Here is a 24,265-nt window from a genome sequence, read left to right on the forward strand (position 1 = left end):
AGTCGAGAGGTTATATAAGGTCTCGACTGCGCTCGACCAGACACGACATTTAATATCATAAAAAAAAGACCGCCTTAATAGGCAGTCTCATTTATACTTAATAACCACAAAGTGGTTTACATTACAAATAATCTTCTTGAACTCATCATATAAGAAACTTGCTCTGCAATTGTTTCTAAAACAACTTCGTTATCAGCATTTACAATTGCTTCATCAATAAAAGCAACAATTGTTTCCATATCTTCTTCTACTAAACCACGAGTAGTAACCGCAGCCGTACCAACTCTAATTCCAGAGGTAACAAATGGAGATTTATCATCAAAAGGAACCATGTTTTTATTTACGGTAATATCTGCTTTTCCTAAAATGATTTCAGCGTCTTTACCAGAAATATTTTTATTACGTAAATCGATTAACATACAGTGATTATCAGTTCCACCAGAAATAATTTCATATCCTCTAGCAACAAATGCTTTTGCCATAGCAGCTGCATTTTGTTTTACCTGAATCTGATATTCTAAAAACTCATCTGTTAACGCTTCACCAAAAGCAATAGCTTTAGCAGCAATAACATGTTCTAAAGGCCCTCCTTGATTTCCAGGAAAAACTGCTGAATTAATCAATGTTGACATTTTCTTTAATTTTCCTGACTTTAATGTTAATCCGAATGGATTTTCAAAATCTTTACCAATCATAATCATTCCACCTCTTGGTCCACGTAAGGTTTTATGTGTCGTTGTAGTAACAATATGACAATGAGGCAATGGATCGTTTAAAATACCTTTTGCAATTAATCCTGCTGGATGAGAAATATCTGCCATTAAAATAGCACCAACAGAATCAGCAATAATTCTAAAACGTTCAAAATTGATATCTCTAGAATACGCAGAAGCACCCGCAATAATTAGTTTAGGCTGCTCTTTAGTTGCAGTTTCTTGAATTTTATCATAATTTAAAACACCTGTCTCCTTCTCTACTCCATAAAAAGATGTCTTATATAATTTACCAGAAAAGTTTACTGGAGAACCATGCGTTAAATGCCCACCATGCGATAAATCGAATCCTAAAATTTTATCTCCAGGATTTAAACAAGCTGCAAAAACAGCAGTATTTGCCTGAGAACCAGAATGCGGCTGAACATTTACATATTCTGCACCAAATAATTCTTTTGCTCTATCAATAGCGATTTGCTCTACAACATCAACAACTTCACAACCTCCATAATACCTTTTTCCAGGATATCCTTCAGCGTATTTATTGGTTAAAACAGAACCTTGTGCTCTCATTACCTGATCGCTTACAAAATTTTCTGAAGCAATTAATTCTAAGCCATTTAACTGTCTTTCGTTTTCTTCTTGAATAAGGTCGAAAATCTGATTATCTAGTTGCATTATTTTGTGTTTTTTAAAGAAGGTCAAAAATAGCAAATTCCGTTTTCAAAATATTGACTTTTTAACATATTTTTTAATAGTTCCTTAAAATTATTAATTTCTTATTAAATAGCTCGTAAAAATTAATTTTCTTCAATAATTTATTTTAAAAATGAGAAAAAAATATGTAGGTTTGATAAACAATATTTAAATAGATACGTATGAAAATCACAGCAAATAACCCCAATAGAAAATCATGGATAAAAGTTGATGAAAATTCAGATTTTCCGATTCAGAATATTCCGTTTGGCGTATTTATTACAAAAGATGATATTATAACTATTGGTACTAGAATTGGTGACTTTGCTATTGATTTAGGCGCTTTTCATCAATTAGGGTATTTTAATGGAATTCCATTGACAGATGATATTTTTCTTCAAGATAATTTGAATGATTTTATTGCAGACGGACGTAAAACGTGGCGTTTGGTGAGAAATAGAATTGCTGACGTTTTTGATGTTACCAATGGTAGTTTACGAGATAACGCTGTACATAAGGATAAAGTTATCTTTAGAATGGAAGATGTAGAAATGTTGTTACCCGTTGCTGTGGGCGATTACACCGATTTTTATGCAAGTAAAGAACATGCAACTAATGTTGGTTCTTTATTCAGAGATCCAGAAAATGCGCTATTTCCAAACTGGTTACAAATTCCTATTGGATATCACGGAAGATCTTCTTCTATTATTCCTTCTGGAACACCAATTAGACGTCCTGTTGGGCAATCGAAACCTAATGAAGGTGAAACTACGCCTAATTTTGGACCTTCAAAGTTATTAGATTTTGAACTTGAAATGGCTTTTATCACAACTGATTCAAATAATTTAGGAGATCGAATTCCTATTGAAGATACTGAAGAATATATTTTTGGCTTGGTGCAGTTTAATGATTGGTCTGCAAGAGATATTCAAGGCTGGGAATATGTGCCTTTAGGACCATTCTTAGGGAAAAATTTTGCTTCTACAATTTCTCCTTGGATTGTTACGTTGGATGCTTTAGAACCTTTTAGGGTTGAGAATCCAAAACAGGTATACAAACCACTTCCCTACTTAAAACAAGAAGGAAAAGGGAGTTATGATATTAAACTGCAAGTAGGAATTCAACCAGAAAATGGTGAAGAAACTGTGATTGCTAATTCTAATTTTAAGTATATGTATTGGACAATGGCGCAGCAATTGGCACATCATACCGTAAATGGGTGTAATGTGCGTTCTGGTGATATGATGGGAAGTGGAACTATTTCTGGACCAACAAAAGATAGTTATGGTTCTATGCTAGAATTAACCTGGCGTGGACAAAATCCTGTACAATTAAATGATGGAACTACTCGTAAATTTATTAACGATAATGATACCGTAATTATGCGTGCTCATTGTAAAAATGACAACGTACGGATTGGTTTTGGTGATTGTGTTGGTAAGGTATTGCCTGTTAAATAAATTAAATATTTAACCTACTCCTCCTCTACAGGCGGATGTCCAAAAATTTCTTCGAAGACTTCGTCAAAATTTGCACGTAAATATGCGTTTAATTTTTTACGATAATCGTCTCTAAGCCAATCTATAAAGTTATGGGTACTTTTAGAAATACATTTCGAATATCTGTGAATTCTATCATCAATATCGCCACCTAATTTTTTAGCTAATAACAAAGCGTCATAGACATCTTCGCTATTCTCTATACACATTATTGCGTGGTGTTCAATAGATTTTTCTAGTACTTTTTTAGAAGATTGCCCAGAACGAATGGTGTCTACATACACTTTTTTAACATCAAAATATAAATCAGAAGCTTTTGCAAATTCGGCTTTTACATCATGAGGTAATTCATATCTAAAAGTACTTTCAATATCTTCATCTGATAAAATAGCATCTAAATAATAATCTGGATATTTAAACATGCGTTGCCAGTCTAGATCTGCTCCCCAAGGACCAAATCTGTGGAAATTGTTTCCTAAATCAATTACATCAAAACTAGATTTATTGTTTAGGATACGAGAACCACGTCCAATCATTTGATAATATAACGTCAATGATTTTGTTGCTCTATTTAAAATAATAGATTCAATGGTAGGTTCATCAAAACCAGTAGTTAATATACTTACAGATGTAATAATAGCTCCAGGAGTTTTCTTAAACCAAGTAAGAATTAAATTTCGTTCTTTTTTTGTATTGGTATTATCTAGATGTGCAATTGGATATCCAGCTCTTTTAAAAGCTTCAAAAACAGTGATTGACGTGTTAATACCATTATTAAAAATTAATGTTTTTTTACCTTTACTACGCTCTTCATACCCTTGTAAAAGCTTAGATAACATATCTGAATTGGTATATAAATCTTCAGAAGATTTTACCGTATAATCACCGTTTGCACCTACTTCTAAAGAGGTTAAACCAACATTATAAGAATAGATATTTGCTTGTGATAAAAATTCGTTTTTTATTAAGTAACTAATAGGTTCACCAACAATTAACTCCTGATAGTTATCATTCATTGGTAATTTAATATTAGAACTTAACGGTGTAGCCGTTACTCCTAAAATAAAAGACTTATCAAAAAACTTAAAAATCTTCGTAAACGAGTTATAATGTGCCTCATCAACAATAACAAGTCCGATATCTGTAATATCTAATTTATCTTCGTTTAACCTATTTTTTAAGGTTTCTACCATCGCAACAAAACAATCATAATCTCCTTGATCGTCTAAATTTGCTGTACTATTAATTATTTTGTTTTCAACCTTAAACTCACTCAACATGTTAGAAGTCTGCTTACTTAGCTCAATTCTATGAGTAAGCACTAAAACTTTCTTTTTGTAGGTCTTTAAATACTGACGAACAATTTCTGAGAAAATAACTGTTTTTCCACCACCAGTAGGTAGTTGGTATAATAAATGATAGTTCTCTGGTGCATCTTCAAAAGCTTTAAATATTTGATAAATAGCATCTTTTTGATACTCATAAAGCTCCTTTTCTGTAGTTTTTGACTCAATCATTTACCTTATAAAATTAGGCGGTAAAAATACTACTAATTATAGGTTATTTAACAATAAAACGCTTAAAATTTAGATAAATCTATTTGAGTGATGTCATAATGCGAAGTATAAGCGATAGCTTCTTGATTTTTAATGACTAAGAGTTGTGGTGATTGATGTTGTACTTGAAATGTATATCCAACTTCGTTTGATAACTCTCTATAGTTTAATAAATCTAGGTAATACACCTTAAAATCTTTCAACTCTTCAGTTATATTTTTCTCAAATTGTTTGATTACCATTCTACTAATTCCACAACGAGTAGAATGCTTAAAAATGGCAATGGTTTCAGAATTTGATGTTTTTTTTACGTCTTCCAATTGTGCTAAAGAAGTTAATGGAATCCAATTCACATTAGATTTTACTTCTTCTTTTGGTGTTTTACTTCCGAAAATATTATTTAATAAACCCATATATTTATATTGTCGTAATAATTTTAAAACCTTTCATTAAGTCAAAAAGTCAGTATTTACAAGGCTTTTAAAGACAAAGTGACTGTTTTAAAACTATTTTTTTAATTGGTATTAAGTTTGACTCCTATAGAAATGTAAATATAAAGTTTAAGAAGATGAATTTTAATAATTATACGATAAAATCGCAAGAAACCATTCAGCAAGCGCAACAATTAGCGCAAGAAATGGGTCATAATCAAATAGAAAATGAGCATATTTTTAAAGCCCTGTTTTCTGTTGATGAAAATGTGTTGCCTTTTATCTTAAAGAAATTAAATATAAATATTAATGTTGTTCAGCAAATACTAGAAAAGCAGTTAGTTAGTTTTTCTAAAGTAAGCGGAGCAGAATTAATGCTATCTAGAGAAGCAAGTAAAAGTTTGAATGAAGCATCAATTATTGCTAAAAAAATGAAAGATGAATATGTTTCTATTGAACATATTTTATTAGGCATTTTTAAATCTAAAAGTAATATTGCTCAGGTTTTAAAAGATCAGGGAGTTACAGAAAAGTCACTAAATTCAGCTATTGAAGAATTAAGAAAAGGAAATAGAGTTACTTCACAAAGTGCAGAAGAAACGTATAATTCTCTTTCTAAATATGCTAAAAATTTAAACCAACTTGCCCAAGATGGAAAGTTAGATCCAGTAATTGGACGTGATGAAGAAATACGAAGATTACTACAAATATTATCACGTAGAACAAAGAATAACCCAATTTTAGTAGGAGAACCAGGAACAGGGAAAACTGCGATTGCAGAAGGATTGGCGCATAGAATTATTCGTGGAGATGTACCCGAAAACCTAAAAGATAAAATTGTGTACTCGTTAGATATGGGCGCATTAATTGCGGGAGCTAAATTTAAAGGTGAATTTGAAGAACGTTTAAAATCTGTTATAAAAGAAGTAACAACTTCTGAAGGAGATATTGTTTTGTTTATTGATGAAATTCATACACTTGTTGGTGCTGGTGGCGGTCAAGGTGCTATGGATGCAGCCAATATTTTAAAGCCTGCATTGGCACGTGGAGAATTGCGTGCAATTGGAGCAACTACCTTAGATGAATATCAAAAATACTTCGAAAAAGACAAAGCATTAGAACGTCGTTTCCAAAAAGTAATGGTAGATGAACCAGATACGGAAAGTGCAATTTCAATTCTACGTGGAATCAAGGAAAAATATGAAACACATCATAAAGTCCGTATAAAAGATGAAGCCATTATTGGTGCAGTAGAATTATCGCAACGTTATATTACCAATCGTTTTTTACCTGACAAAGCGATTGATTTAATGGATGAAGCGATGGCTAAATTGCGCATGGAAATTAATTCTAAGCCAGAAGAATTAGATGTGTTGGATAGAAAGATTATGCAGATTGAGATTGAAATTGAGGCGATTAAGCGTGAAAATGATGAAACGAAGTTAAAATCTTTAGGTATTGAAGTTGCCAATCTAAAAGAAGAACGTAACGAAATTAACGCTAAATGGCAATCAGAAAAAAGTGTTGTTGATGCTATTCAAACGTTAAAAACTGATATCGAAAATTTTAAATTAGAAGCAGATAAAGCAGAACGAAATGGCGACTATGGTAAAGTTGCAGAGTTACGTTATGGTAAAATAAAAGAAGCAGAAGAATCATTAGAAGAACAACAAAAACTATTAGCAAATCAGCAAGAAAATGCATTAATTAAAGAAGAAGTAATTTATGATGATATTGCTGAAGTTGTTGCAAAATGGACAGGAGTTCCTGTAACAAAAATGTTACAATCAGAAAGAGAGAAACTATTGAAGCTTGAAGACGAATTGCATAAACGAGTTGTTGGTCAAAATGAAGCAATAGAAGCTGTTTCTGATGCTGTAAGACGTTCTAGAGCTGGTTTGCAAAATCCTAATAAACCCATCGGTTCATTTTTATTTTTAGGAACAACAGGTGTTGGTAAAACAGAATTAGCCAAGGCACTTGCCTCCTATTTGTTTGATGATGAAAACGCGATGACGAGAATTGATATGAGTGAATATCAAGAAAGTCATTCTGTAAGTAGATTGGTTGGTGCGCCTCCAGGTTATGTTGGTTATGATGAAGGCGGACAATTAACGGAAGCTGTGAGAAGAAAGCCTTATTCTGTTGTTCTTTTAGATGAAATTGAAAAAGCACACCCAGATACTTTTAATACATTATTACAGGTTTTAGATGAAGGAAGATTAACCGACAATAAAGGTCGCGTTGCAGATTTTAAAAACACGATTATAATTATGACTTCAAATATGGGAAGTCATATTATACAAGAAAAGTTCGAAAATCTAAAAGGTGATATTTATACGACGATGGAATTGGCAAAAACAGAGATTTTAAGTTTACTTAAACAAACGGTACGACCAGAGTTTTTAAATAGAATTGATGATATTATTACGTTTACACCATTATCACAAGAGGATATCAAACAAATTGTAAAACTACAATTGAAAATGGTAAAGAAAATGATTGCTGAACAAAACATCACTTTTGATGCAACAGATGAAGCAATTACTTATTTAGCTCAAAAAGGATATCAACCAGAATTTGGTGCAAGACCTGTAAAAAGAGTAATTCAGAAAGAAGTGTTGAATCAACTTTCTAAAGAGATTTTAGCTTGCAAAATAACGACAGATAGTATTGTTTTACTAGACTCTTTTGATGATACCTTGGTTTTTAGAAATCAATCTGATTTAGTAGAAAACACATAAATTAAAAAACTTTATATTTTGGGAAGCTAAAACTAGTTTTAGCTTCTCATCTTTTTTATATTCGTAGCATAATTAAAATACATGAAGAAATATTTTCTCCTCTTAATTTTTGTTTTTACAACTTTAGTTAGTTTTTCTCAACAAGTAACTACGTATTATCTAATTCGTCATGCAGAAAAAGTTAGAAAAGATAAAACGAATGAGAATCCTGAATTGAATGAAAAAGGTTTAGAAAGAGCAAAAAAATGGAGCGAAGTATTTAAAAATGTTTCTTTTGATGCGATCTACTCAACACAATATAAACGTACAGTTGGAACAGCAATGCCAACATCAGAAGCACAAAATTTAGAAATTCAGTTTTACAATCCTAGAGATATGTTTAACAAAAAGTTTGAAGTAGAAACTCACAAAAAAACTGTTTTAGTTGTTGGTCATAGTAATACAACGCCGTTTTTTGTGAATGCTATTTTAGGTGAAGAAAAGTATCAACAAATAGATGATAACAACAATGCTAACTTATACATTGTTACAGTTGTAGGCGTTAAAAAAACAAGTACCTTATTAAAGATTGATTAATCTAAAAGCTCCACTTTTACATTTTCCAAAATAATCTCTGAGACCTTTTTTAATTGATTTTGTTCAAATGCTTTATCTAAGTTTATTAACTTAATATCCTTACTTTTTGGTTTGTAATTATAGTAATCTACAAAGCGAATTCCATTCCTATTACATTGTTCTTTTAAAACTCTAAAACGTTTTCCTCCTCCATTTGTGTGATAAGAATACGCCAAATAATCTATTAAAAAATCTTTTTTACCAATCCAATAAATAAATACATCTTCAAAATCTTCTCCACCACCTTCTTCAGAAAAAGTAATTTCAACTTTATAATATTCTTCTTTATTAATTATTGCTGATGGTAATATCTTTTTTTGAACAGCTTTATCATTTAACCCAAATGGTAATACCGAAAAATAATGCACAGAATTTACTGAATTGCTATATTTTGGCCCCATAGAATCTGAGACAGCTATAGGAAAATCATTTATAAAACGCTTAAAACCATTATTAGATTTAACATCTTTAATTAATGAATCATTTTTTTTTAAAGTTCTTTCAAGAGTATAATCTCCATCTTTTCTATATGCTTTATATGTTTTATCTCTAAAATTAAAGCTAATAATAGAACTCGATACTTTATTAGAGCCAGATTCAACGATAGATTTGTCAATGATTTGTTGTGCAGTAAGTTGTTTTTCAGGTTGTTTACAAGAAAGTATGAACAAAAATAATAGTAAAGAGTATCTCATTGAGTTTTGTTTCGTTTTGTCGATTTAATGGTTACAAAATTACACTTCTTTATCTTAATCAAAAATGTATCTTTGTTAAAATAAAATTGGTAGGATTACTGTGCAAAAAAACATCAACATACAAAATAAAAAAGCCCGTTTCGAGTTTGAAATCATCGATAAATTAGTTGCTGGAATTCAGTTAACAGGAACAGAGATTAAATCGATTCGTTTAAGCAAAGCTAGAATTACAGAGAGTTTCTGCGAATTTAATGAGCGTGGTGAATTGTTTGTTGTGAATATGTATATCGAGGAATATATTTACGGACATCAGTTTAATCATAAACCCAAAAGTGAACGTAGATTATTACTTAATAAGCGTGAGCTTAGAAGTCTACGAAAAGATGTGGAAGCCAAAGGAAATACAATTGTTCCATTACGCCTTTTTATTAACGATAGAGGGTTTGCTAAATTAGAAATTGCCTTAGCAAAGGGTAAGAAAACGCATGACAAGCGCGAGGTTCTTAAAGACCGAGATAACAAACGTGATTTAGCGAGAATTAAAAAGAGTTTTAACGCATGATTTCTTTCTTGAAACTCATTCGTTATAAAAACCTATTGATGGTTTTATTAACGATGGTTTTAACAAAATATGCGTTGATTCATTCAGTTGTAAATCAATCAATTATAAACATTTTTCAATTCACAATTTTATGTGGAAGCGTATTATTAATAACAGCTGGAGGTTATATTATTAATGATATTTATGATATTGAAGCTGATAAAATAAATAAGCCAAATAAGGTTTTTATTGATAAAACTATTTTTAATAAAAATGCTTGGACTACCTACATTATACTTAATTTAACTGGCTTGCTTTTAGGTTTTTATATTTCTTTTATGAACAATATAGAAGCCGTTATAATATTTATCTTTGTTTCATTTGGGCTTTTTTTATATTCTTCTTTTTTTAAAAGAAAAGTATTACTTGGAAACATTCTAGTTTCTTTTTTTATATCTCTTTGTATTTTTATCGTCTTTGTATTTGAAAACAATAGTTCAAATAATTCTTTATTAAAATTAATATTAGGGATTTTTAAAACTATAGAAATAATAGTACCTCTTTTTGCCTATATCATATTTTCTTTTCTTACCACTCTGATTAGAGAAATTATAAAAGATATAGAAGATGTTAATGGTGATTTAAAAATTAATGCTAAAACGTTACCTATTGTTATTGGTAGAAAAAGAGCTTCAAAAGTCGCTTTTTTCTTTTCATCAATTTTATTAGTATTTCTTATCGTTGTTTTAAAAATAATTGCAGAAGAAACTATTTTCTTACTATACGGTATCGTTTTTATTTTACTTCCACTACTCTATTTTAAATATAGATTATGGATTTCAGAATCAAAAAAAGACTATTCATATTTAAGTAAATTGATGAAAATAATTATGTTTTTAGGAATTATATCAATGTTGTTGTTTATTTTCTAATAAAGAATCTGTCATTCCTGCGAAGGCAGGAATTCATAAAATAAGAAAAGTTTAATAAAAGTAAATTCCTGTTTTCACAGGAATGACAAATATGAAATAAATGCTCAGAGAAAAATTAAAAAACTACAGTATCATTTTAGCTTCTGGTTCTCCTAGAAGACAACAATTCTTTAAAGATTTAGATCTAGATTTTGAAATTAGATTAAAAGAAGTTGAAGAAATTTATCCAAAGGAGTTAAATGGATCAGAAATTACGGACTTTTTAGCAGATTTAAAATCAAAGCCTTTTGATAATGAATTAACAGGTAAAGATGTTTTAATCACTTCCGATACCATTGTATGGTTTAATAATACAGCTTTAGGAAAACCAAAAAATGAAGAAGATGCATTTACGATGTTACGATCATTATCTGGTAATAAACACGAAGTTGTAACATCAATAAGTATAAAAAGTATTCATTTTCAGAAGATTATAAACGATACAACATCTGTTTATTTCAAAGAATTAACTGACGATGAAATACATTATTATATAAAAAACTATCAACCTTTTGATAAGGCTGGTTCTTATGGAATTCAAGACTGGTTTGGTTTTATAGCTGTAGATAAGATTGAAGGAAGTTATTTTAATGTTGCAGGATTACCTGTTCATAAATTGTATAAAGAATTAATGAAGTTGTAGATTTCATTTTTTACAACATTATGTTAAAAAATCTTTATTCTATTCTCTCTTTTCTCTTCTCTAAAGAAAAATAAAAGTTTATTTTTACGCAAAATTTTACAACACAACAATTTAGAATGAAAAAATATACATACACAGAAAAGAAAGACACAAGATCTGGTTTTGGTGATGGTTTAACGGAGTTAGGAAGAACAAATTCAAATGTAGTAGCTTTATGTGCAGATTTGGTAGGTTCCTTAAAAATGGGGCAATTTATTAAAGAAAACCCTGATCGTTTTTTTCAAGTAGGAATTGCTGAAGCAAATATGATGGGTATTGCTGCTGGTATGACTATTGGAGGTAAAATTCCATTTACTGGAACATTTGCAAACTTTTCTACAGGTAGAGTATATGATCAAATTAGACAATCTATTGCATATTCTGATAAGAATGTGAAAATTTGTGCTTCGCATGCTGGTTTAACCTTGGGTGAAGATGGCGCAACACATCAAATTTTAGAAGATATTGGAATGATGAAAATGTTACCTGGAATGACGGTAATTAATCCTTGTGATTATAATCAAACCAAAGCTGCTACCATTGCTATTGCAGAACATGAAGGGCCAGTTTATTTACGTTTTGGAAGACCAAAAGTGCCGATTTTTATGCCAGATGATGCTAAATTTGAAATTGGTAAAGGAATTCAACTTACAGAAGGAACTGACGTTACTATTGTAGCAACAGGACATTTAGTTTGGGAAGCTTTACAAGCTTCTGAAAAATTAGAAGCACAAGGTATTTCTGCAGAAGTAATAAATATTCATACAATTAAACCTTTAGATGAAGACATCATTTTAAAATCGGTTGCAAAAACTGGTTGTGTTGTTTCTGCTGAAGAGCATAATAAATATGGAGGTTTAGGAGAAAGTATTGCTAGAACGTTAGCATTAAATACTCCAGTTCCACAGGAATTTGTTGCTGTAAATGATAGTTTTGGTGAATCTGGAACTCCAGCTCAATTAATGGAGAAATACAACATTAATGATGTTGCCATCGTTAATGCAGTACAGAAAGTAATAAAAAGAAAATAATAACTATAAATTATAATTATGAAAAAAGTAGTATTCGTATTTTGTTTGTTTCTAGCCGGGACACAATTTTCAAACGCTCAATTACAATGGGGTTTAAAAGGTGGTTTAAACTATAACTCAGATTCTTTTACTAATGTAAAGAATGATGTTTTAGCTGGTGCAGGAAGTGAAACTGGTTACCATGCTGGTTTATGGTTTAGAGGAAGAATTCCTATTGTTGGACTTTCTATAAGACCAGAACTAGTATATACACAAATTAGTAATAAAGTTGCTTTTGCTCCTGCTACAGGAATTGCAAATACTACTTTTGATCTTAAAAAAATTGACATTCCTGTTCTTTTAGAAAAAGGGATTTTAAAATTTGGTAGAGTGTTTGCTGGACCATCATTTCAGTATATAGTAAATTCTGGATTTGGTTTAAATACTTTAGGAGATGTTGATGTAAATGATTTTACAGTTGGTATACAATTAGGTGCTGGAGTTGAGTTCGGTAAATTAGGCGTAGATGTTCGTTGGGAACGTGGTTTCTCAGGAATTGAAAGTGTAATAGCTGGAAATACCTTAGGTAATAATATAAGCTTTGATACTCGAGTAAATCAAATAATTGTAAGTTTATCTGTTAAACTATAACAGTTAAAATTTATATAACAAAAAAGGCTCTTGAATTTTCAAGAGCCTTTTTTATTTTATTACTTTTTATTTTTTAACTATCCGAATCTAAATAGTTAGGTATCCCATCACCGTCAGTATCATCATTTCTAGGATCTCCATCACCATTTGTATCTTCATCTTTAGTTAACTTTCCATCATTGTCATCATCTGGATCACTCATATCTGCAAAGGTATCACCATCAGTATCATCATTCCTAGGATCTCCATCACCGTTAATATCTTCATCTATTGATGCCACACCATCATTATCATGGTCTGTACCCTCAACACTATCAAAAAGATTAACATAATAAATTAAATTTGCTTCTGTAGGTATAACTGGTAAGTTACCAATATTTCTATATGCTATTCCAGAAGGAATAAAAATGATACCATTTCCACCACCAATATAAGTAATAGGGCCATTATTAGTTGTGTTTTTTCCTCCTTTAAAATTAGTAAACCCATGTAACCATCCTTCAACAGCAATACTAGTCGGGTTAAACCATGTAGCAGCATTTAATTTTTGTACAGGAATATAGTCTATTGAATCTTTAATGTATCCTAAATGATAATTTACTAGAATTGAATCTATAATAGTAGGATTCGGTTTATTTGGAACAGGATTTCCTTCAACTTTTACATAAGTATATAAATTATACTCAATTTCATTGAAAGTAACTTTTTGTGTTTTTAGTTTTGAGTCACTAAATAAATTCGTTTTACCAGAGACAATTGGTTTTATCGAATCAATAGAGGTATCATAATAATGACCTTTAAAAAACTCTATTAATAACGTATCATCAATCTTTGCTTGTGCTTCATGGTCAAAATCATCTACAAATGTCCCATCATCTCCACAAGAATATACAATAACAGAAAAAGTTATTAGCGCTATAAAATATTTTAATTTATTCATTTAATAATAGAAAATTTAGTGCCGCAAGTTAGCATTTTTATACCTTTGTAAAAAGGGAAACTATAAAATTTAACTTTTTTTATGAGAGTAGATAAATATCTTTGGTGTATTAGACTCTTTAAAACTAGAAATGTTGCTACAGAAGCCTGTAAAAAAGGACGTATTAAGCTGAATGACAAAAGCTTAAAACCTTCTAAAGAACTATTTGGAAATGAAGAACTTGTAATTAGAAAAAACCAAATAAATTATAAAATTAAAGTTTTAGACATTCCTCCAAATAGAGTCGGTGCGAAATTGGTAGATTTATATAGAAAAGATTTAACAGATAAGAGTCAGTTTGAAAAAAATGAACTATTAAAATTTGCAAAAGATTACTATAGAAAAAAAGGTACTGGTAGACCTACAAAAAAAGATAGAAGAGATATTGAAGGTTATAACGAAGAAAGTATTGATTAATTTATGACAACAACAAATAATATTATTTTAACATCTGTAGAAGTAAATCAAAAAATTAAAAGAATTGCTTATCAAATATATGAAAGCAATAGTTCTGAAAAGGAAATTATTTTAGCTGGTATAGCTGGAAATGGATTTGTTTTTTCAAAGTTATTAAAAGATGTTCTAATCAAAATTTCCGATATAAAAATAAACATTTGTGAAGTTTATGTTGATAAGAAAAACCCACTTAAACCAATCACTACTAGCCTATCTTCTTCTGAATATAAAAATAAAGCAATTGTTTTAGTTGATGATGTTTTAAATTCTGGAAGCACATTAATTTATGGAGTAAAACACTTTTTAGATGTTCCTTTAAAAAGATTTAAAACTGCGGTATTGGTTAATAGAAATCATAAAAAGTATCCTGTAAAAGCTGATTTTAAAGGGATTTCATTATCTACATCTATAAAAGAGCATATTATTGTAGAATTTTCTTCTAATAGCGGAATTGCTTATTTACTGTAAAATTACTTTTAATTCTTTTGCTATTTCTTTTTTTGTTTTATTATCGGTAGTAACAATTATGCTTGCTTTTTCATAAAAAGAACTTCTTTCAAACAAATGTTTACCAACAAATTCTAAAATTTTATCATCATCTAAATTTGCTACTAATGGTCTATTTTGCTTTTTCTTAATAAGCCTATTAGTAATTTTATGAATACTAGCTTTTAAATATATAGAAGTTGTGTTTTTATTTTTTAAAATAAATTCCATGTTATTAGAATAACACGGTGTTCCACCTCCTAATGAAAGAATAAAAGAGTCTTCTATAGATAATAGTTCCTTTAAATATTCTGTTTCTTTAAGCCTGAAATATATTTCTCCTTTGTCAGCAAAAATCTCTTTAATGCTTTTATTTTCTTTAGTTTCAATATAATCATCTAAATCTTTAAAAGGTAGCGCTAACTTTTTAGCTAAACGTTTTCCAATCGAAGATTTTCCGCTTGTCATATAGCCTAATAAAACTATTTTCATTTATTTTATTTTTAACAAATATCGATAAATATTTAATTTATTTATTTTTAAAATAAATAAAAAAGCCTTTTCTTTTAAAAGAAAAGGCTTATCGTAAATAATTAATTCAAATATATATACTATTTACAAATATTTAATCGTTCAATTCAGGTGCTAAATCTAATTGAGATTGAGGTATAGGTGAAAAATAAAAATATTTTCCACTCGCATCTGTTGATGGAGTTTTGCTGTGTGAAACATCTACATCTTCTAATGCCGATCTATTACCTAAAGCGGCTGCAGCTTTTTCCATACGTACTAAATCATTCCATCTTTCATATTCGCCAGCAAATTCCCATTTACGTTCTGTGAATGCTAAATCTTCAATGTTCCCATCAACCGCAGTTAAAGGTGTTGTAGCTCCTGCTCTATTCCTAACATCATTTAAAGCTTTCCAACTATTCGCTGTTACATTTCCTGCTCTCCCAGAAGCCTCTGCATAAATTAATAATACTTCTGCATAACGCATAAAATATCTATTAATATCATTTCTTGTTGTGTTTACAGTTTCTGAAAAATCTCCACCAACAATTTTTCTAAACATCGGATGTCTATCAGTAATTTTAGCTTCACTCATAAAATCTGCACCAATAGGTTCATCTGCTCTAGGGATTTTTTCATGAATATATGTAGCATCAAAACGCTTCATTGTACCATTTTTAGTAGCTTCAGTTTTTTGATCATTATAAAATGCTATTTCCCCAAAAGTTTCATTCCAACCACCAGCTGCATTTGTTAAACCTAAACGACCAGTTGTTCTATTTCCAACACCACACCCAACAGTACAGCCAATCAAGGTAAATATGCCTTCATTATGTTTAAACCTACCATCTTCTGTCCACATAGCTCTAAAATCAGTAGCTAAGTCAAATCCATATACAGATTTATCTTTAATAACCTCCCAAGATTTACTAGCAGCTAAAGCATACTTACTTAAGTCTTTTTCTGGATAACCTGCCCATTGTAAATATAATCTAGCTAAATATGCTTTAGCAGACCCTTTATTTGGTCTTGTACCAACTGCAGGAATTCCAGGATAAACATTAGGCAATAATGTTTCTGCTTGTTTTAAATCTGCTTCTATTTGTTTATAAATATCAACAAAAGAAGCCCTTTTTAATTTATCATTAGAAGTAGGTTTTAGTTGAATTGGTATTCTACCATACGTTCTAGTTAAATGCAAATATGCAAATGCTCTAATAAAATATGTCTCTCCTAGTAATCTTTGAATTTTACCTGCATCTCCTTTTATATTATCAATAATAGATATAGCTGTATTTGCAGTAGCTATTGCTCTATAACAGCCATTATATGCATTTCCTAAACGTGCCGATCCTGGTGTTTGTTGTCTCCAATCTGAATCTCTAAACCCAGCTTTATTACTAGTAGAACGAGTAGAAATATCATCACCTGCATAACCGGTTATAAAAAATGCTGACCATTGCGCATCATTTTGAATCCTGCTATACATACCAGCTACAAGAGTTTCTAATGCTGTATCTGAATTTAATGCTGCTGGATCAAATTGTACAGAGTTTGGATCTTCTTCTAAATCTGCACATGAAATTATTAAAAGAACCAATAGTACAAATGCGCCCATTTTGGTCCAAAATTTTCTATTTATTTTATTTATTATCATAATATTATTTTTTAAAATTATAAACCTATGTTAACTCCAAAAGTAAAAGTTCTTGGGTTTGGTAATGCTCCAAAATCTAATGATGGTGTGGTGTCAGAAGTAGATGCACCAGTTGATGAAACTTCTGGGTCATAACCAGTATAGTCTGTAATTGTAAGCAGATTTTGTGCACTAGCAAAAAACTTTAATGAACTTAACCATTTTACATCAGAAAAATTATACCCTAAAGAAATATTACTTAATCTAATAAAACTACCATCTTCAATATATCTAGAAGAGTTAATATGATTGGTACCTCCTGTTGGACTACCTGGTAAAATTGAATCTGCATGTGTTGCATTTTTAACATCACCTCCACCTAGCGATATAATACCTCTTGTAGCATTTAAAATGTCGTATCCATGAACACCTCTTACTAAAATATTTAAATCAAGGTTTTTATACGTTAAAGTATTATTTAGACCCCAATTAAAATCTGGTAATCCATTTCCAATTTGGCTTTGTCCAGCAGCGTCATATTGAGCATCACCATTTGCAGCAACTCCAGTATAAGTATATCCGTAAAATCCTCCTAAAGGTTCTCCTACCTTATTTATATAAAGGTTAGCTCCAGCACCACCTGGATTAATTCCTGCAGGTCTTGATAATAATTGATTAGCACCTCCTAAATTGATAACTTTATTAGAAACTGAAGAAAAAGTTAAATTAGAATTCCAATTAAAATCTCTTCTATCTACAACATTTGCAGAAAGACTTAGATCGAAACCTGTATTTTCTACTTCCCCTAAGTTAGTTCTAAAAATACCTCCTCCGTTAGACTGCGGTACATTTAGATCTAATAACAAATCTGTAGTATTTTTTTTATACCAATCTACACTAACATTTATTCTATTTTCTAATAAACTAAAGTCTGCACCAATATTTATTTGTTTTGTTGTTTCCCAAGTTATATTAGGGTCTACAATTGCACTTGCACCTGCACCAACATTAAATGATGTTCCACTGAAAAAGAAATCATTTCTTGTTACACCAGGATAGGTAGAATTTGCAGGTATATCTTGATTACCAGTTACACCATAACCAGCTCTTAAACTTACATCATTTAAAAAAGAATCTTCTGAAATAAATTCCCCTAAATTATATTTTGCAGATATAGAAGGAAAATACCCAACTCTATTACCTTCTCTAAATTTTGAAGACTCATCTCTACGAACTGTACCTGTTAAATAAAGATTTTCCCCAAAACTTAGTTCAGCTCTAGCTACAAATGATTCTATAGAAGTTTTATTTTCATTTGCTCCAACTGAAGGTTTACCAATTTCAAGATGATAAAAAGCGTTTGATAACCCTGAAATTGCAAAATCTATTGAATTTATGTTTGCATTTTTAATAGTTGATGTTTGCATTTCATAAACACCAGTAAGTTTTAGATTATTTTCCCCAAAATCTTTATTCCAAGTTAAAATATTACTAAGTTGATAATCATATGTTCTTATAGAATTAAAAGTTGCTCTAGATTTAGCGTTAGAATTTGATCCAGCCGGTATTCCTTCAAAAATTTCATTATTAAAATGAGTAGTTGAAGAACCTAACAATGTTGTTAAATTTAAATTATCAGAAATATCATAAGATAAATTTAGATTTGCATTAGTTCTATCTTCAATTAAATTTCCATCTCTTTCATTTTGTACGGCAATAGGATTTACTAATATAGATCCTTTACCTCCACCTGCTAAATTATAATCTCCATTAGAATCTCTAACAGATAAAGCAGGATTAAAAGATAATACATTTACAATTCCACCTCTAGTATCTGAAGATGCTCCTGCACCACCTCTTACCAAGTTATGTGAATCTTCTCTTGAACCATAAACATTTAATCCAACAGATAATTTATCTGTTATATCAGCATTTAAATTACTACGTAGAGAATAGCGTTTATAACCAGTATTTAAAACAATCCCATCTTGATCTACTAAATTTCCTGACAAGTAATAATTTAAGCTACCTTCATTCCCGCTTGCAGAAACTTGTACATTATTAGTTATTCCAGTCTTAAAATATTCATCTTGATAATCTGCTCCACCATTAGAAACTGTTGTTCCTGCTGAAGTTGCAAATTGAGATGGAGATAAAAGATTAATTTTATTTGGTACTTTAGAAATTGAAATAAAATTATTTACATTTACTTTTGGCTTCCCAGATCTACCTTTTTTTGTAGTTACCATTACTACACCATTTGCTCCTCTAGAACCATAAATTGCTGTAGCAGAGGCGTCTTTTAATACATTAAAGCTTTGTATATCATTAGCATTTAAACTAGATAAGTCACCTCCGATAATCCCATCAATAACTATTAATGGAGCATTATTTCCAGTAATTGAATTAGAACCACGAACACGAATTTTGATATCACCACCTGGAGCACCAGAATTTCTAGTAACACTTACACCAGCAGTTCGAGACTGTAAAGCATCTTCTGCTCTTGTTATAGGTTGCCTTTCAAAATCTTTTGATGATATTGAAGAAATAGATCCTGTTAAATCTGTTTTTCTTGCTGTACCATAACCAATTACTACAATTTCGTCTAATTGAGCACTGTCCGTATCTAAAACAACATTTATAGTAGTACTATTCCCTACTATTTTTTCTGATGTTTTATAACCAAGAAAGCTGAATACTAGTACATCTCCAGCAGAAGCATTGATAGTATATTTACCATCAAAATCTGTACTTGTTCCGTTTGTAGTACCTTTAACAATCACATTTACACTAGGTATTGGTTGATTGTCTTCACTTGAAGTTACTGTACCAGATATAGCACTTTGGCCGTACATGGAAGCACTTATAAAAAACAACATGCAGATACCTACAAACTGTTTAATTAAAGAGATCTTTTTTTTCATAAAAGTTAAATTTAAGTTTTAAGTTATTTATTATCTTGTAAAATTATTTCTATTTAGCGATTATCAGAAGGTTAAATAATCATTATTTAAGGGGGTAATAGTTTTATATTTAATGAATTCCTTAGTAATAGCTTAATTTAATAAGTATATAGAATGATTTATTTGATAAAACTTAAGGTAGATAGAAGAATTAAGATTCTTGTTTTATTGGAGTATTAGTAGTTTTATTTTTTGCTCTATACTTTGTTGGTAAAGTGTTAAAAGTCTTTTTAAAACTATTTCTAAAATATTTTAAATCGTTAAATCCTAAACTATAGGCAATTTCTGAAATATTCATTTGTGTTTTAGCAATTAATTGCGCTGCTTTTTTAAGCCTTATAGATCTAATAAACTCAGAAAGTGACTGACCTGTTAAAGCTTTAATTTTTGTATACAATAATGTCCTACTCATATTCATTTTTTCAGTAAATAATTGAGTATTAAATTCTGACTCAGTCATATTCTCTTCTACAATAATAAAAGCTTTCTTTAAGAATTTTTCATCTGCGGAAGTAACTGTTAATTCTTTAGGCGATAATAACAAGTCTTTTTTATATTTAAGAATCATATTCTTTCTTAAATTAAGTAAATTATTTACTTGAAGCTTTAATATTTTAGTATCAAATGGTTTTGTAACATAAATATCTGCACCAGTTTCATACCCTTTTTTATGTGCTTTAATAGATGTTTTTGCTGTAAGCATTATAATAGGAATATGACTTGTTTTAATATCTGTTTTTATTGCGTTACACATTTTAACTCCATCCATAACAGGCATCATAACATCACTTATTATGATATCTATTGGATTTATTTGAGCTTGTTCTATTCCTATTTTACCATTTTCTGCTTCATATACATTGTAATTATCAATAAATATCTTTTTAATAAATGCTCTTATTTCTATATTATCTTCTACTAATAAAATAGATTGTTGCGATTCTTTAAATTCAGATTTTTTTTCAACCTGTATAGGTTTAAAAATAGTAGGTTCATTAAAAATAGTAGGTTCAATGCTTTGTTCATCATCTTCAAAGCTAATTTCTTCAGAGGTAAAATGTTCTTTACCTATTGGTAATAAAACGATAAATGATGTTCCTTTTCTTTGGCTACTTTTTACATCAATTTTTCCTTTATGTAGTTCAACGATGTCTTTAGCTAAAGATAACCCTACTCCTGTTCCTGTTCTTATTTTATTTCGATCTCCTAACTGAAAAAATCTATCAAAAATATTAGGCAGTTCATTTTTAGGGATTCCATCACCAGTATCTTTAATTTCAATTTTAAGTTTCTTTTCTTTTGATAATGAAACATTTACAGTTATTATCCCTCCATTGGGAGTAAATTTAAAGGCATTAGATAAAAGGTTAATAATTACTTTTTTTAGTTCTATAGGATCAAACCAAACATTAATAACTTCTTTAGAGGTAATAAAGAAGTAGTTTATATTTCTTTGTTTAGCAAGTTCTTCAAAAGATAGTTTCACGTTTTTTAGAAATGGAACGATGTTCTTTTTGGATACTTTAATTTTTAATTTTCCTGCATCAGATTTTCTAAAATCTAGTAATTGATTAATTAATTGTAATAAAGTAATTACGTTACCATACATCCCTTTAAGTTGATATTGAGTTTCATTATCTCCTTTTTTATTTTCTATTAATTGTTGTAATGGACCAGCAATTAAGGTTAGTGGCGTTCTAAAGTCATGAGATATATTTGTAAATAATTTTAGCTTTAATTTATTAAGCGCAACAATCCGCTCTCTATCATCTTTTTCTTTTATTAATTCATTTTTCACTTTTATTCTAGCCGAAATTAAAATATTGATATAATAACTAATTCCTAAAATAATAATGGTATAAATTAAAAAAGCCCACCAAGTACTCCACCATGCTGGAAGAATTGTTAAGATGATAGAATCACCTGCTTCATTCCAAACACCATCATTATTAGCAACCTTAACTTTAAAGGTATATTCTCCTTGATCAATATTTGTGTAATTAGCAGTTCTATTGTTACCTATTTTCTTCCAATCTTTATCAAAACCGTCTAATTTATATGCATAGTTGTTTTTATTTGATTGTGAGTAACTTAATCCTGTAAAACTGACACTAAAATTATTTTGATCATGCTTTAATGTAATATTAGAAATAGAATCTGTAATCTTTAAATAGGATTCATTATTAACACTTAAATTATAAATGTCAATTTTAGGCACAAACATATTTACATTTATATCATTTGGGTTGAAATATGTAAGACCATTAACACCACCAAACATTAATTCATTATTTGAGGTTTTAAGAAAAGCATTATAATTAAACTCATTCCCTTGTAAACCATCAGATACATCAAAGTTTTTCTTCTTTTTAGAAATTAAGTTTATTTGACTGATTCCTTTATTAGTACTTATCCAAATATTATCATTTTCATCACCTAGTATTCCATAAACTATTTCATTAGGTAACCCTTCAGCAATACCATATTTAATAACAGATTTTTCATCTTTATTATAATACAAAAGGCCATCACCTTCCGTTCCAATCCAGTAATTATCATCTTTATCGATGTAAATACAATTCATTGTTTTAGAGGTGATTACTTCTTTTCTTTCGTTTACTAAAACAATTTTATTTTGCTTTCTTGTATGTATATTAACTTTTTCGAGACCTTGTGATCCACAAACAAGCAAATAATTCGGGTCTTGAGATTGTACAATACTCGTTATTGATTTTATTGAATTATCAAGTTTATAAAACGATTTAGTTTTTGTATTATGAAAATATAATCCACCAGCCAAAGTACCAACCCATAAATTATTGTTGTTATCTTCAAACAGTGATAATACTCTTAGATTTGAATTAGCATTACCTACAATTTTTTCGGAGTTAAATGTTTTAAATTTATAGGGTTTCTGTTTAGTATTTAAAAAATTAAGCCCTTTATCATGTGTTCCAATCCAAAGATTTCCATTGTGATCTTTAATTAATGATTTAACATTATTTGAACTTAAACTATTTTTGTCTTTAGGATTATTTGTTAAATAGGTAAATGCTTGTGTTTTATTATTGTAAAAATTAATTCCACCACCTTCAGTTCCAATCCATAGGTTTTTATTTTCATCTTCAATTATTCCACTTACAATCTTATAATTAAGCATATTTTTACTGTTTCCAGAACTAAATTGCTTAAAAACATTAAAACTTTTATCGAAATAATTAACACCTCCAGCCCAAGTTCCAATCCACATGTCACCTCTTGAATCTTTAAAAATTTTATAGATAGAATTTTGACTTAAACTTTTCGGATCATTCTCATTGTGAAGAATGTGATTAAATGTATTTTCTATTTGATTATAAATATATAATCCAGAGTAAGTTCCAATCCATAAATTACCGAAGTAATCTTCAGAAATGCTTCTAACGGCACTTGTAATTTCTTTTTTACTTTTATATTTAAAATCAACAAAAATGTTTTTACTTTTATCTAATATTGATAGACCTTTTTCATACCCAAGCCAAATGTTTTCATGCTGATCAACATATAAAGTTGGGAAATTATTAATATGATCATTTATAGAAACACCCACTGGATAACTATAATGAGAATACGTTTTATCGTTTAAATTAAATAAATCTATACCCCTAACTGTACTTATCCAAAGTTTATTATTTATAATAGTAAAACTTCTTGTTCTTGTATCGCTTAATAGACTATTGCTGTTTTGAGGAAAAACATTAAAATTTGATATGCTGTCTTTTTTTACCTCAAGTTCGTTTATTCCATTATTTGTGGCAATTAAAAGCTTGCCTTCTTCAATTTCTGCTAAATCCCAAATATCATTATCACTAATAGAATTTTTAGTTAAATGATGCTTATAACGTTTAAAATTATTTTTTTGGGGATTATACTTATTCAACCCATCTTTAGTTCCTACCCATAAATTTCCATAAGTATCTTCATGAATTGTTGTTATCCAATTATGACTCAAGCTTTCAGAATCTTCAGAATTATGTCTATAAATTACAAAATTGTATCCATCATATTTATTTAAACCATCTCTAGTACCAAACCAGATATAACCTTTTTTATCTTGATATATATCAATAACGGATCTCTGAGAAAGACCGTCTTTTGAAGATAAATGTTTGAATTTTAAATATTTAAATTCTTGTGAATTAATATTATGAAATACAAAACATAATATTAAAATAAGTAATTGATACTTTTTTTTCATTTTTCAATTAATTGATATACCCTATCGGTAAACTTCCTTTTACTACTTAATTATATAGTAACTAATAATAGTTTTAAAAGTTATGTCATTTAGGCTTTATACAAAATCTCCTATTGTGATATTAATACACATGTTTTAATAATATTCAATACAGATAGCAATTAAATAGGTTAAGTATAAACCTTACG

The 24,265-nt window shown here is 29.4% G+C and carries 19 protein-coding genes; 10 read left to right on the top strand and 9 right to left on the bottom strand.

What is annotated here, in order from left to right; genetic code table 11:
* Positions 1 to 116: 116 nt before the first annotated feature.
* Positions 117 to 1,391, bottom strand: coding sequence for a serine hydroxymethyltransferase (glyA, locus tag OD91_RS00910; RefSeq protein WP_144894527.1), 1,275 nt, complete (start codon positions 1,389 to 1,391; stop codon positions 117 to 119).
* Positions 1,392 to 1,591: 200 nt separating this feature from the next.
* Between glyA and fahA the strand changes: the two genes are divergently transcribed.
* Positions 1,592 to 2,869 (top strand): fumarylacetoacetase, encoded by a 1,278-nt coding sequence (gene fahA / locus OD91_RS00915; protein WP_144894528.1) that lies wholly within the window; start codon positions 1,592 to 1,594, stop codon positions 2,867 to 2,869.
* A 14-nt stretch (positions 2,870 to 2,883) separates the two neighbouring features.
* Here the strand turns inward: fahA and OD91_RS00920 are convergent, their stop codons facing one another.
* Both OD91_RS00920 and ytxJ read right to left on the bottom strand, forming a co-directional pair.
* Entirely contained in the window at positions 2,884 to 4,425 is a 1,542-nt protein-coding gene (locus OD91_RS00920) for a DEAD/DEAH box helicase (protein ID WP_144894529.1), read from the bottom strand.
* Between the two features lie 62 nt (positions 4,426 to 4,487).
* A complete protein-coding gene (gene ytxJ / locus OD91_RS00925; protein ID WP_144894530.1) occupies positions 4,488 to 4,877 on the bottom strand; it encodes a bacillithiol system redox-active protein YtxJ in 390 nt (129 codons plus the stop codon).
* 155 nt (positions 4,878 to 5,032) lie between these two features.
* Between ytxJ and clpB the strand changes: the two genes are divergently transcribed.
* A complete protein-coding gene (clpB, locus tag OD91_RS00930; RefSeq protein WP_144894531.1) occupies positions 5,033 to 7,639 on the top strand; it encodes an ATP-dependent chaperone ClpB in 2,607 nt (868 codons plus the stop codon).
* Between the two features lie 81 nt (positions 7,640 to 7,720).
* The gene (locus OD91_RS00935) at positions 7,721 to 8,215 is read left to right on the top strand and encodes a histidine phosphatase family protein (protein WP_144894532.1); all 495 of its coding nucleotides are present in this window, start codon (positions 7,721 to 7,723) and stop codon (positions 8,213 to 8,215) included.
* On the opposite strand, the gene OD91_RS00940 is transcribed toward OD91_RS00935, so the two are convergent.
* Positions 8,212 to 8,949, bottom strand: a complete 738-nt coding sequence (locus OD91_RS00940; protein ID WP_144894533.1) for a DUF6503 family protein — start codon at positions 8,947 to 8,949, stop codon at positions 8,212 to 8,214. The genes OD91_RS00935 and OD91_RS00940 overlap by 4 nt on opposite strands.
* A gap of 100 nt (positions 8,950 to 9,049) precedes the next feature.
* On the opposite strand from OD91_RS00940, the gene smpB reads away from it, so the two are divergent.
* The 5 genes from smpB (at position 9,050) to OD91_RS00965 (ending at position 12,804) form a co-directional block, all read left to right on the top strand.
* Complete coding sequence (smpB, locus tag OD91_RS00945; RefSeq protein WP_144894534.1) at positions 9,050 to 9,511, top strand: SsrA-binding protein SmpB; 462 nt, start codon at positions 9,050 to 9,052, stop codon at positions 9,509 to 9,511.
* Entirely contained in the window at positions 9,508 to 10,422 is a 915-nt protein-coding gene (locus OD91_RS00950) for a geranylgeranylglycerol-phosphate geranylgeranyltransferase (protein WP_144894535.1), read from the top strand. Before smpB ends, OD91_RS00950 begins: the two co-directional genes overlap by 4 nt.
* Before the next feature lie 100 nt (positions 10,423 to 10,522).
* Positions 10,523 to 11,104 carry a Maf family nucleotide pyrophosphatase gene (locus OD91_RS00955; RefSeq protein WP_144894536.1) on the top strand — a complete coding sequence of 194 codons (582 nt, stop codon included), beginning with the start codon at positions 10,523 to 10,525 and terminating at the stop codon, positions 11,102 to 11,104.
* Positions 11,105 to 11,220: 116 nt separating this feature from the next.
* Positions 11,221 to 12,174 carry a transketolase family protein gene (locus OD91_RS00960; RefSeq protein WP_144894537.1) on the top strand — a complete coding sequence of 318 codons (954 nt, stop codon included), beginning with the start codon at positions 11,221 to 11,223 and terminating at the stop codon, positions 12,172 to 12,174.
* A gap of 18 nt (positions 12,175 to 12,192) precedes the next feature.
* On the top strand, positions 12,193 to 12,804 hold the full coding sequence (locus OD91_RS00965; protein WP_144894538.1) for a porin family protein: 612 nt from the start codon (positions 12,193 to 12,195) through the stop codon (positions 12,802 to 12,804).
* Between the two features lie 73 nt (positions 12,805 to 12,877).
* On the opposite strand, the gene OD91_RS00970 is transcribed toward OD91_RS00965, so the two are convergent.
* Entirely contained in the window at positions 12,878 to 13,744 is an 867-nt protein-coding gene (locus tag OD91_RS00970; protein WP_144894539.1) for a peptidylprolyl isomerase, read from the bottom strand.
* 81 nt (positions 13,745 to 13,825) lie between these two features.
* On the opposite strand from OD91_RS00970, the gene OD91_RS00975 reads away from it, so the two are divergent.
* Together OD91_RS00975 and OD91_RS00980 are read left to right on the top strand one after the other, a co-directional pair.
* Complete coding sequence (locus OD91_RS00975; protein WP_144894540.1) at positions 13,826 to 14,200, top strand: RNA-binding S4 domain-containing protein; 375 nt, start codon at positions 13,826 to 13,828, stop codon at positions 14,198 to 14,200.
* A 3-nt stretch (positions 14,201 to 14,203) separates the two neighbouring features.
* Positions 14,204 to 14,707 carry a phosphoribosyltransferase family protein gene (locus OD91_RS00980; RefSeq protein WP_144894541.1) on the top strand — a complete coding sequence of 168 codons (504 nt, stop codon included), beginning with the start codon at positions 14,204 to 14,206 and terminating at the stop codon, positions 14,705 to 14,707.
* Here the strand turns inward: OD91_RS00980 and OD91_RS00985 are convergent.
* The 4 genes from OD91_RS00985 to OD91_RS01000 form a co-directional block, all read right to left on the bottom strand.
* Positions 14,699 to 15,217, bottom strand: coding sequence for a shikimate kinase (locus OD91_RS00985; protein WP_144894542.1), 519 nt, complete (start codon positions 15,215 to 15,217; stop codon positions 14,699 to 14,701). The genes OD91_RS00980 and OD91_RS00985 overlap by 9 nt on opposite strands.
* Positions 15,218 to 15,350: 133 nt before the next feature.
* On the bottom strand, positions 15,351 to 16,895 hold the full coding sequence (locus OD91_RS00990; RefSeq protein WP_144894543.1) for a RagB/SusD family nutrient uptake outer membrane protein: 1,545 nt from the start codon (positions 16,893 to 16,895) through the stop codon (positions 15,351 to 15,353).
* Between the two features lie 17 nt (positions 16,896 to 16,912).
* Complete coding sequence (locus OD91_RS00995) at positions 16,913 to 19,801, bottom strand: TonB-dependent receptor (RefSeq protein ID WP_144894544.1); 2,889 nt, start codon at positions 19,799 to 19,801, stop codon at positions 16,913 to 16,915.
* A gap of 190 nt (positions 19,802 to 19,991) precedes the next feature.
* Entirely contained in the window at positions 19,992 to 24,077 is a 4,086-nt protein-coding gene (locus OD91_RS01000) for a hybrid sensor histidine kinase/response regulator transcription factor (protein ID WP_144894545.1), read from the bottom strand.
* Between the last annotated feature and the right edge of the window lie 188 nt (positions 24,078 to 24,265).

Origin of the sequence: Lutibacter sp. Hel_I_33_5 (assembly GCF_007827455.1) — a bacterium.
Classification (GTDB): domain Bacteria; phylum Bacteroidota; class Bacteroidia; order Flavobacteriales; family Flavobacteriaceae; genus Polaribacter.

Bases quoted from the DNA above. Each gene is read 5' to 3' on its own strand.
- glyA (WP_144894527.1), bottom strand. From the start codon at position 1,391: ATGCAACTAGATAATCAGATTTTCGACCTTATTCAAGAAGAAAACGAA.
- fahA (WP_144894528.1), top strand. From the start codon at position 1,592: ATGAAAATCACAGCAAATAACCCCAATAGAAAATCATGGATAAAAGTT.
- OD91_RS00920 (WP_144894529.1), bottom strand. From the start codon at position 4,425: ATGATTGAGTCAAAAACTACAGAAAAGGAGCTTTATGAGTATCAAAAA.
- ytxJ (WP_144894530.1), bottom strand. From the start codon at position 4,877: ATGGGTTTATTAAATAATATTTTCGGAAGTAAAACACCAAAAGAAGAA.
- clpB (WP_144894531.1), top strand. From the start codon at position 5,033: ATGAATTTTAATAATTATACGATAAAATCGCAAGAAACCATTCAGCAA.
- OD91_RS00935 (WP_144894532.1), top strand. From the start codon at position 7,721: ATGAAGAAATATTTTCTCCTCTTAATTTTTGTTTTTACAACTTTAGTT.
- OD91_RS00940 (WP_144894533.1), bottom strand. From the start codon at position 8,949: ATGAGATACTCTTTACTATTATTTTTGTTCATACTTTCTTGTAAACAA.
- OD91_RS00950 (WP_144894535.1), top strand. From the start codon at position 9,508: ATGATTTCTTTCTTGAAACTCATTCGTTATAAAAACCTATTGATGGTT.
- OD91_RS00955 (WP_144894536.1), top strand. From the start codon at position 10,523: ATGCTCAGAGAAAAATTAAAAAACTACAGTATCATTTTAGCTTCTGGT.
- OD91_RS00960 (WP_144894537.1), top strand. From the start codon at position 11,221: ATGAAAAAATATACATACACAGAAAAGAAAGACACAAGATCTGGTTTT.
- OD91_RS00965 (WP_144894538.1), top strand. From the start codon at position 12,193: ATGAAAAAAGTAGTATTCGTATTTTGTTTGTTTCTAGCCGGGACACAA.
- OD91_RS00970 (WP_144894539.1), bottom strand. From the start codon at position 13,744: ATGAATAAATTAAAATATTTTATAGCGCTAATAACTTTTTCTGTTATT.
- OD91_RS00975 (WP_144894540.1), top strand. From the start codon at position 13,826: ATGAGAGTAGATAAATATCTTTGGTGTATTAGACTCTTTAAAACTAGA.
- OD91_RS00980 (WP_144894541.1), top strand. From the start codon at position 14,204: ATGACAACAACAAATAATATTATTTTAACATCTGTAGAAGTAAATCAA.
- OD91_RS00985 (WP_144894542.1), bottom strand. From the start codon at position 15,217: ATGAAAATAGTTTTATTAGGCTATATGACAAGCGGAAAATCTTCGATT.
- OD91_RS00990 (WP_144894543.1), bottom strand. From the start codon at position 16,895: ATGATAATAAATAAAATAAATAGAAAATTTTGGACCAAAATGGGCGCA.
- OD91_RS00995 (WP_144894544.1), bottom strand. From the start codon at position 19,801: ATGAAAAAAAAGATCTCTTTAATTAAACAGTTTGTAGGTATCTGCATG.
- OD91_RS01000 (WP_144894545.1), bottom strand. From the start codon at position 24,077: ATGAAAAAAAAGTATCAATTACTTATTTTAATATTATGTTTTGTATTT.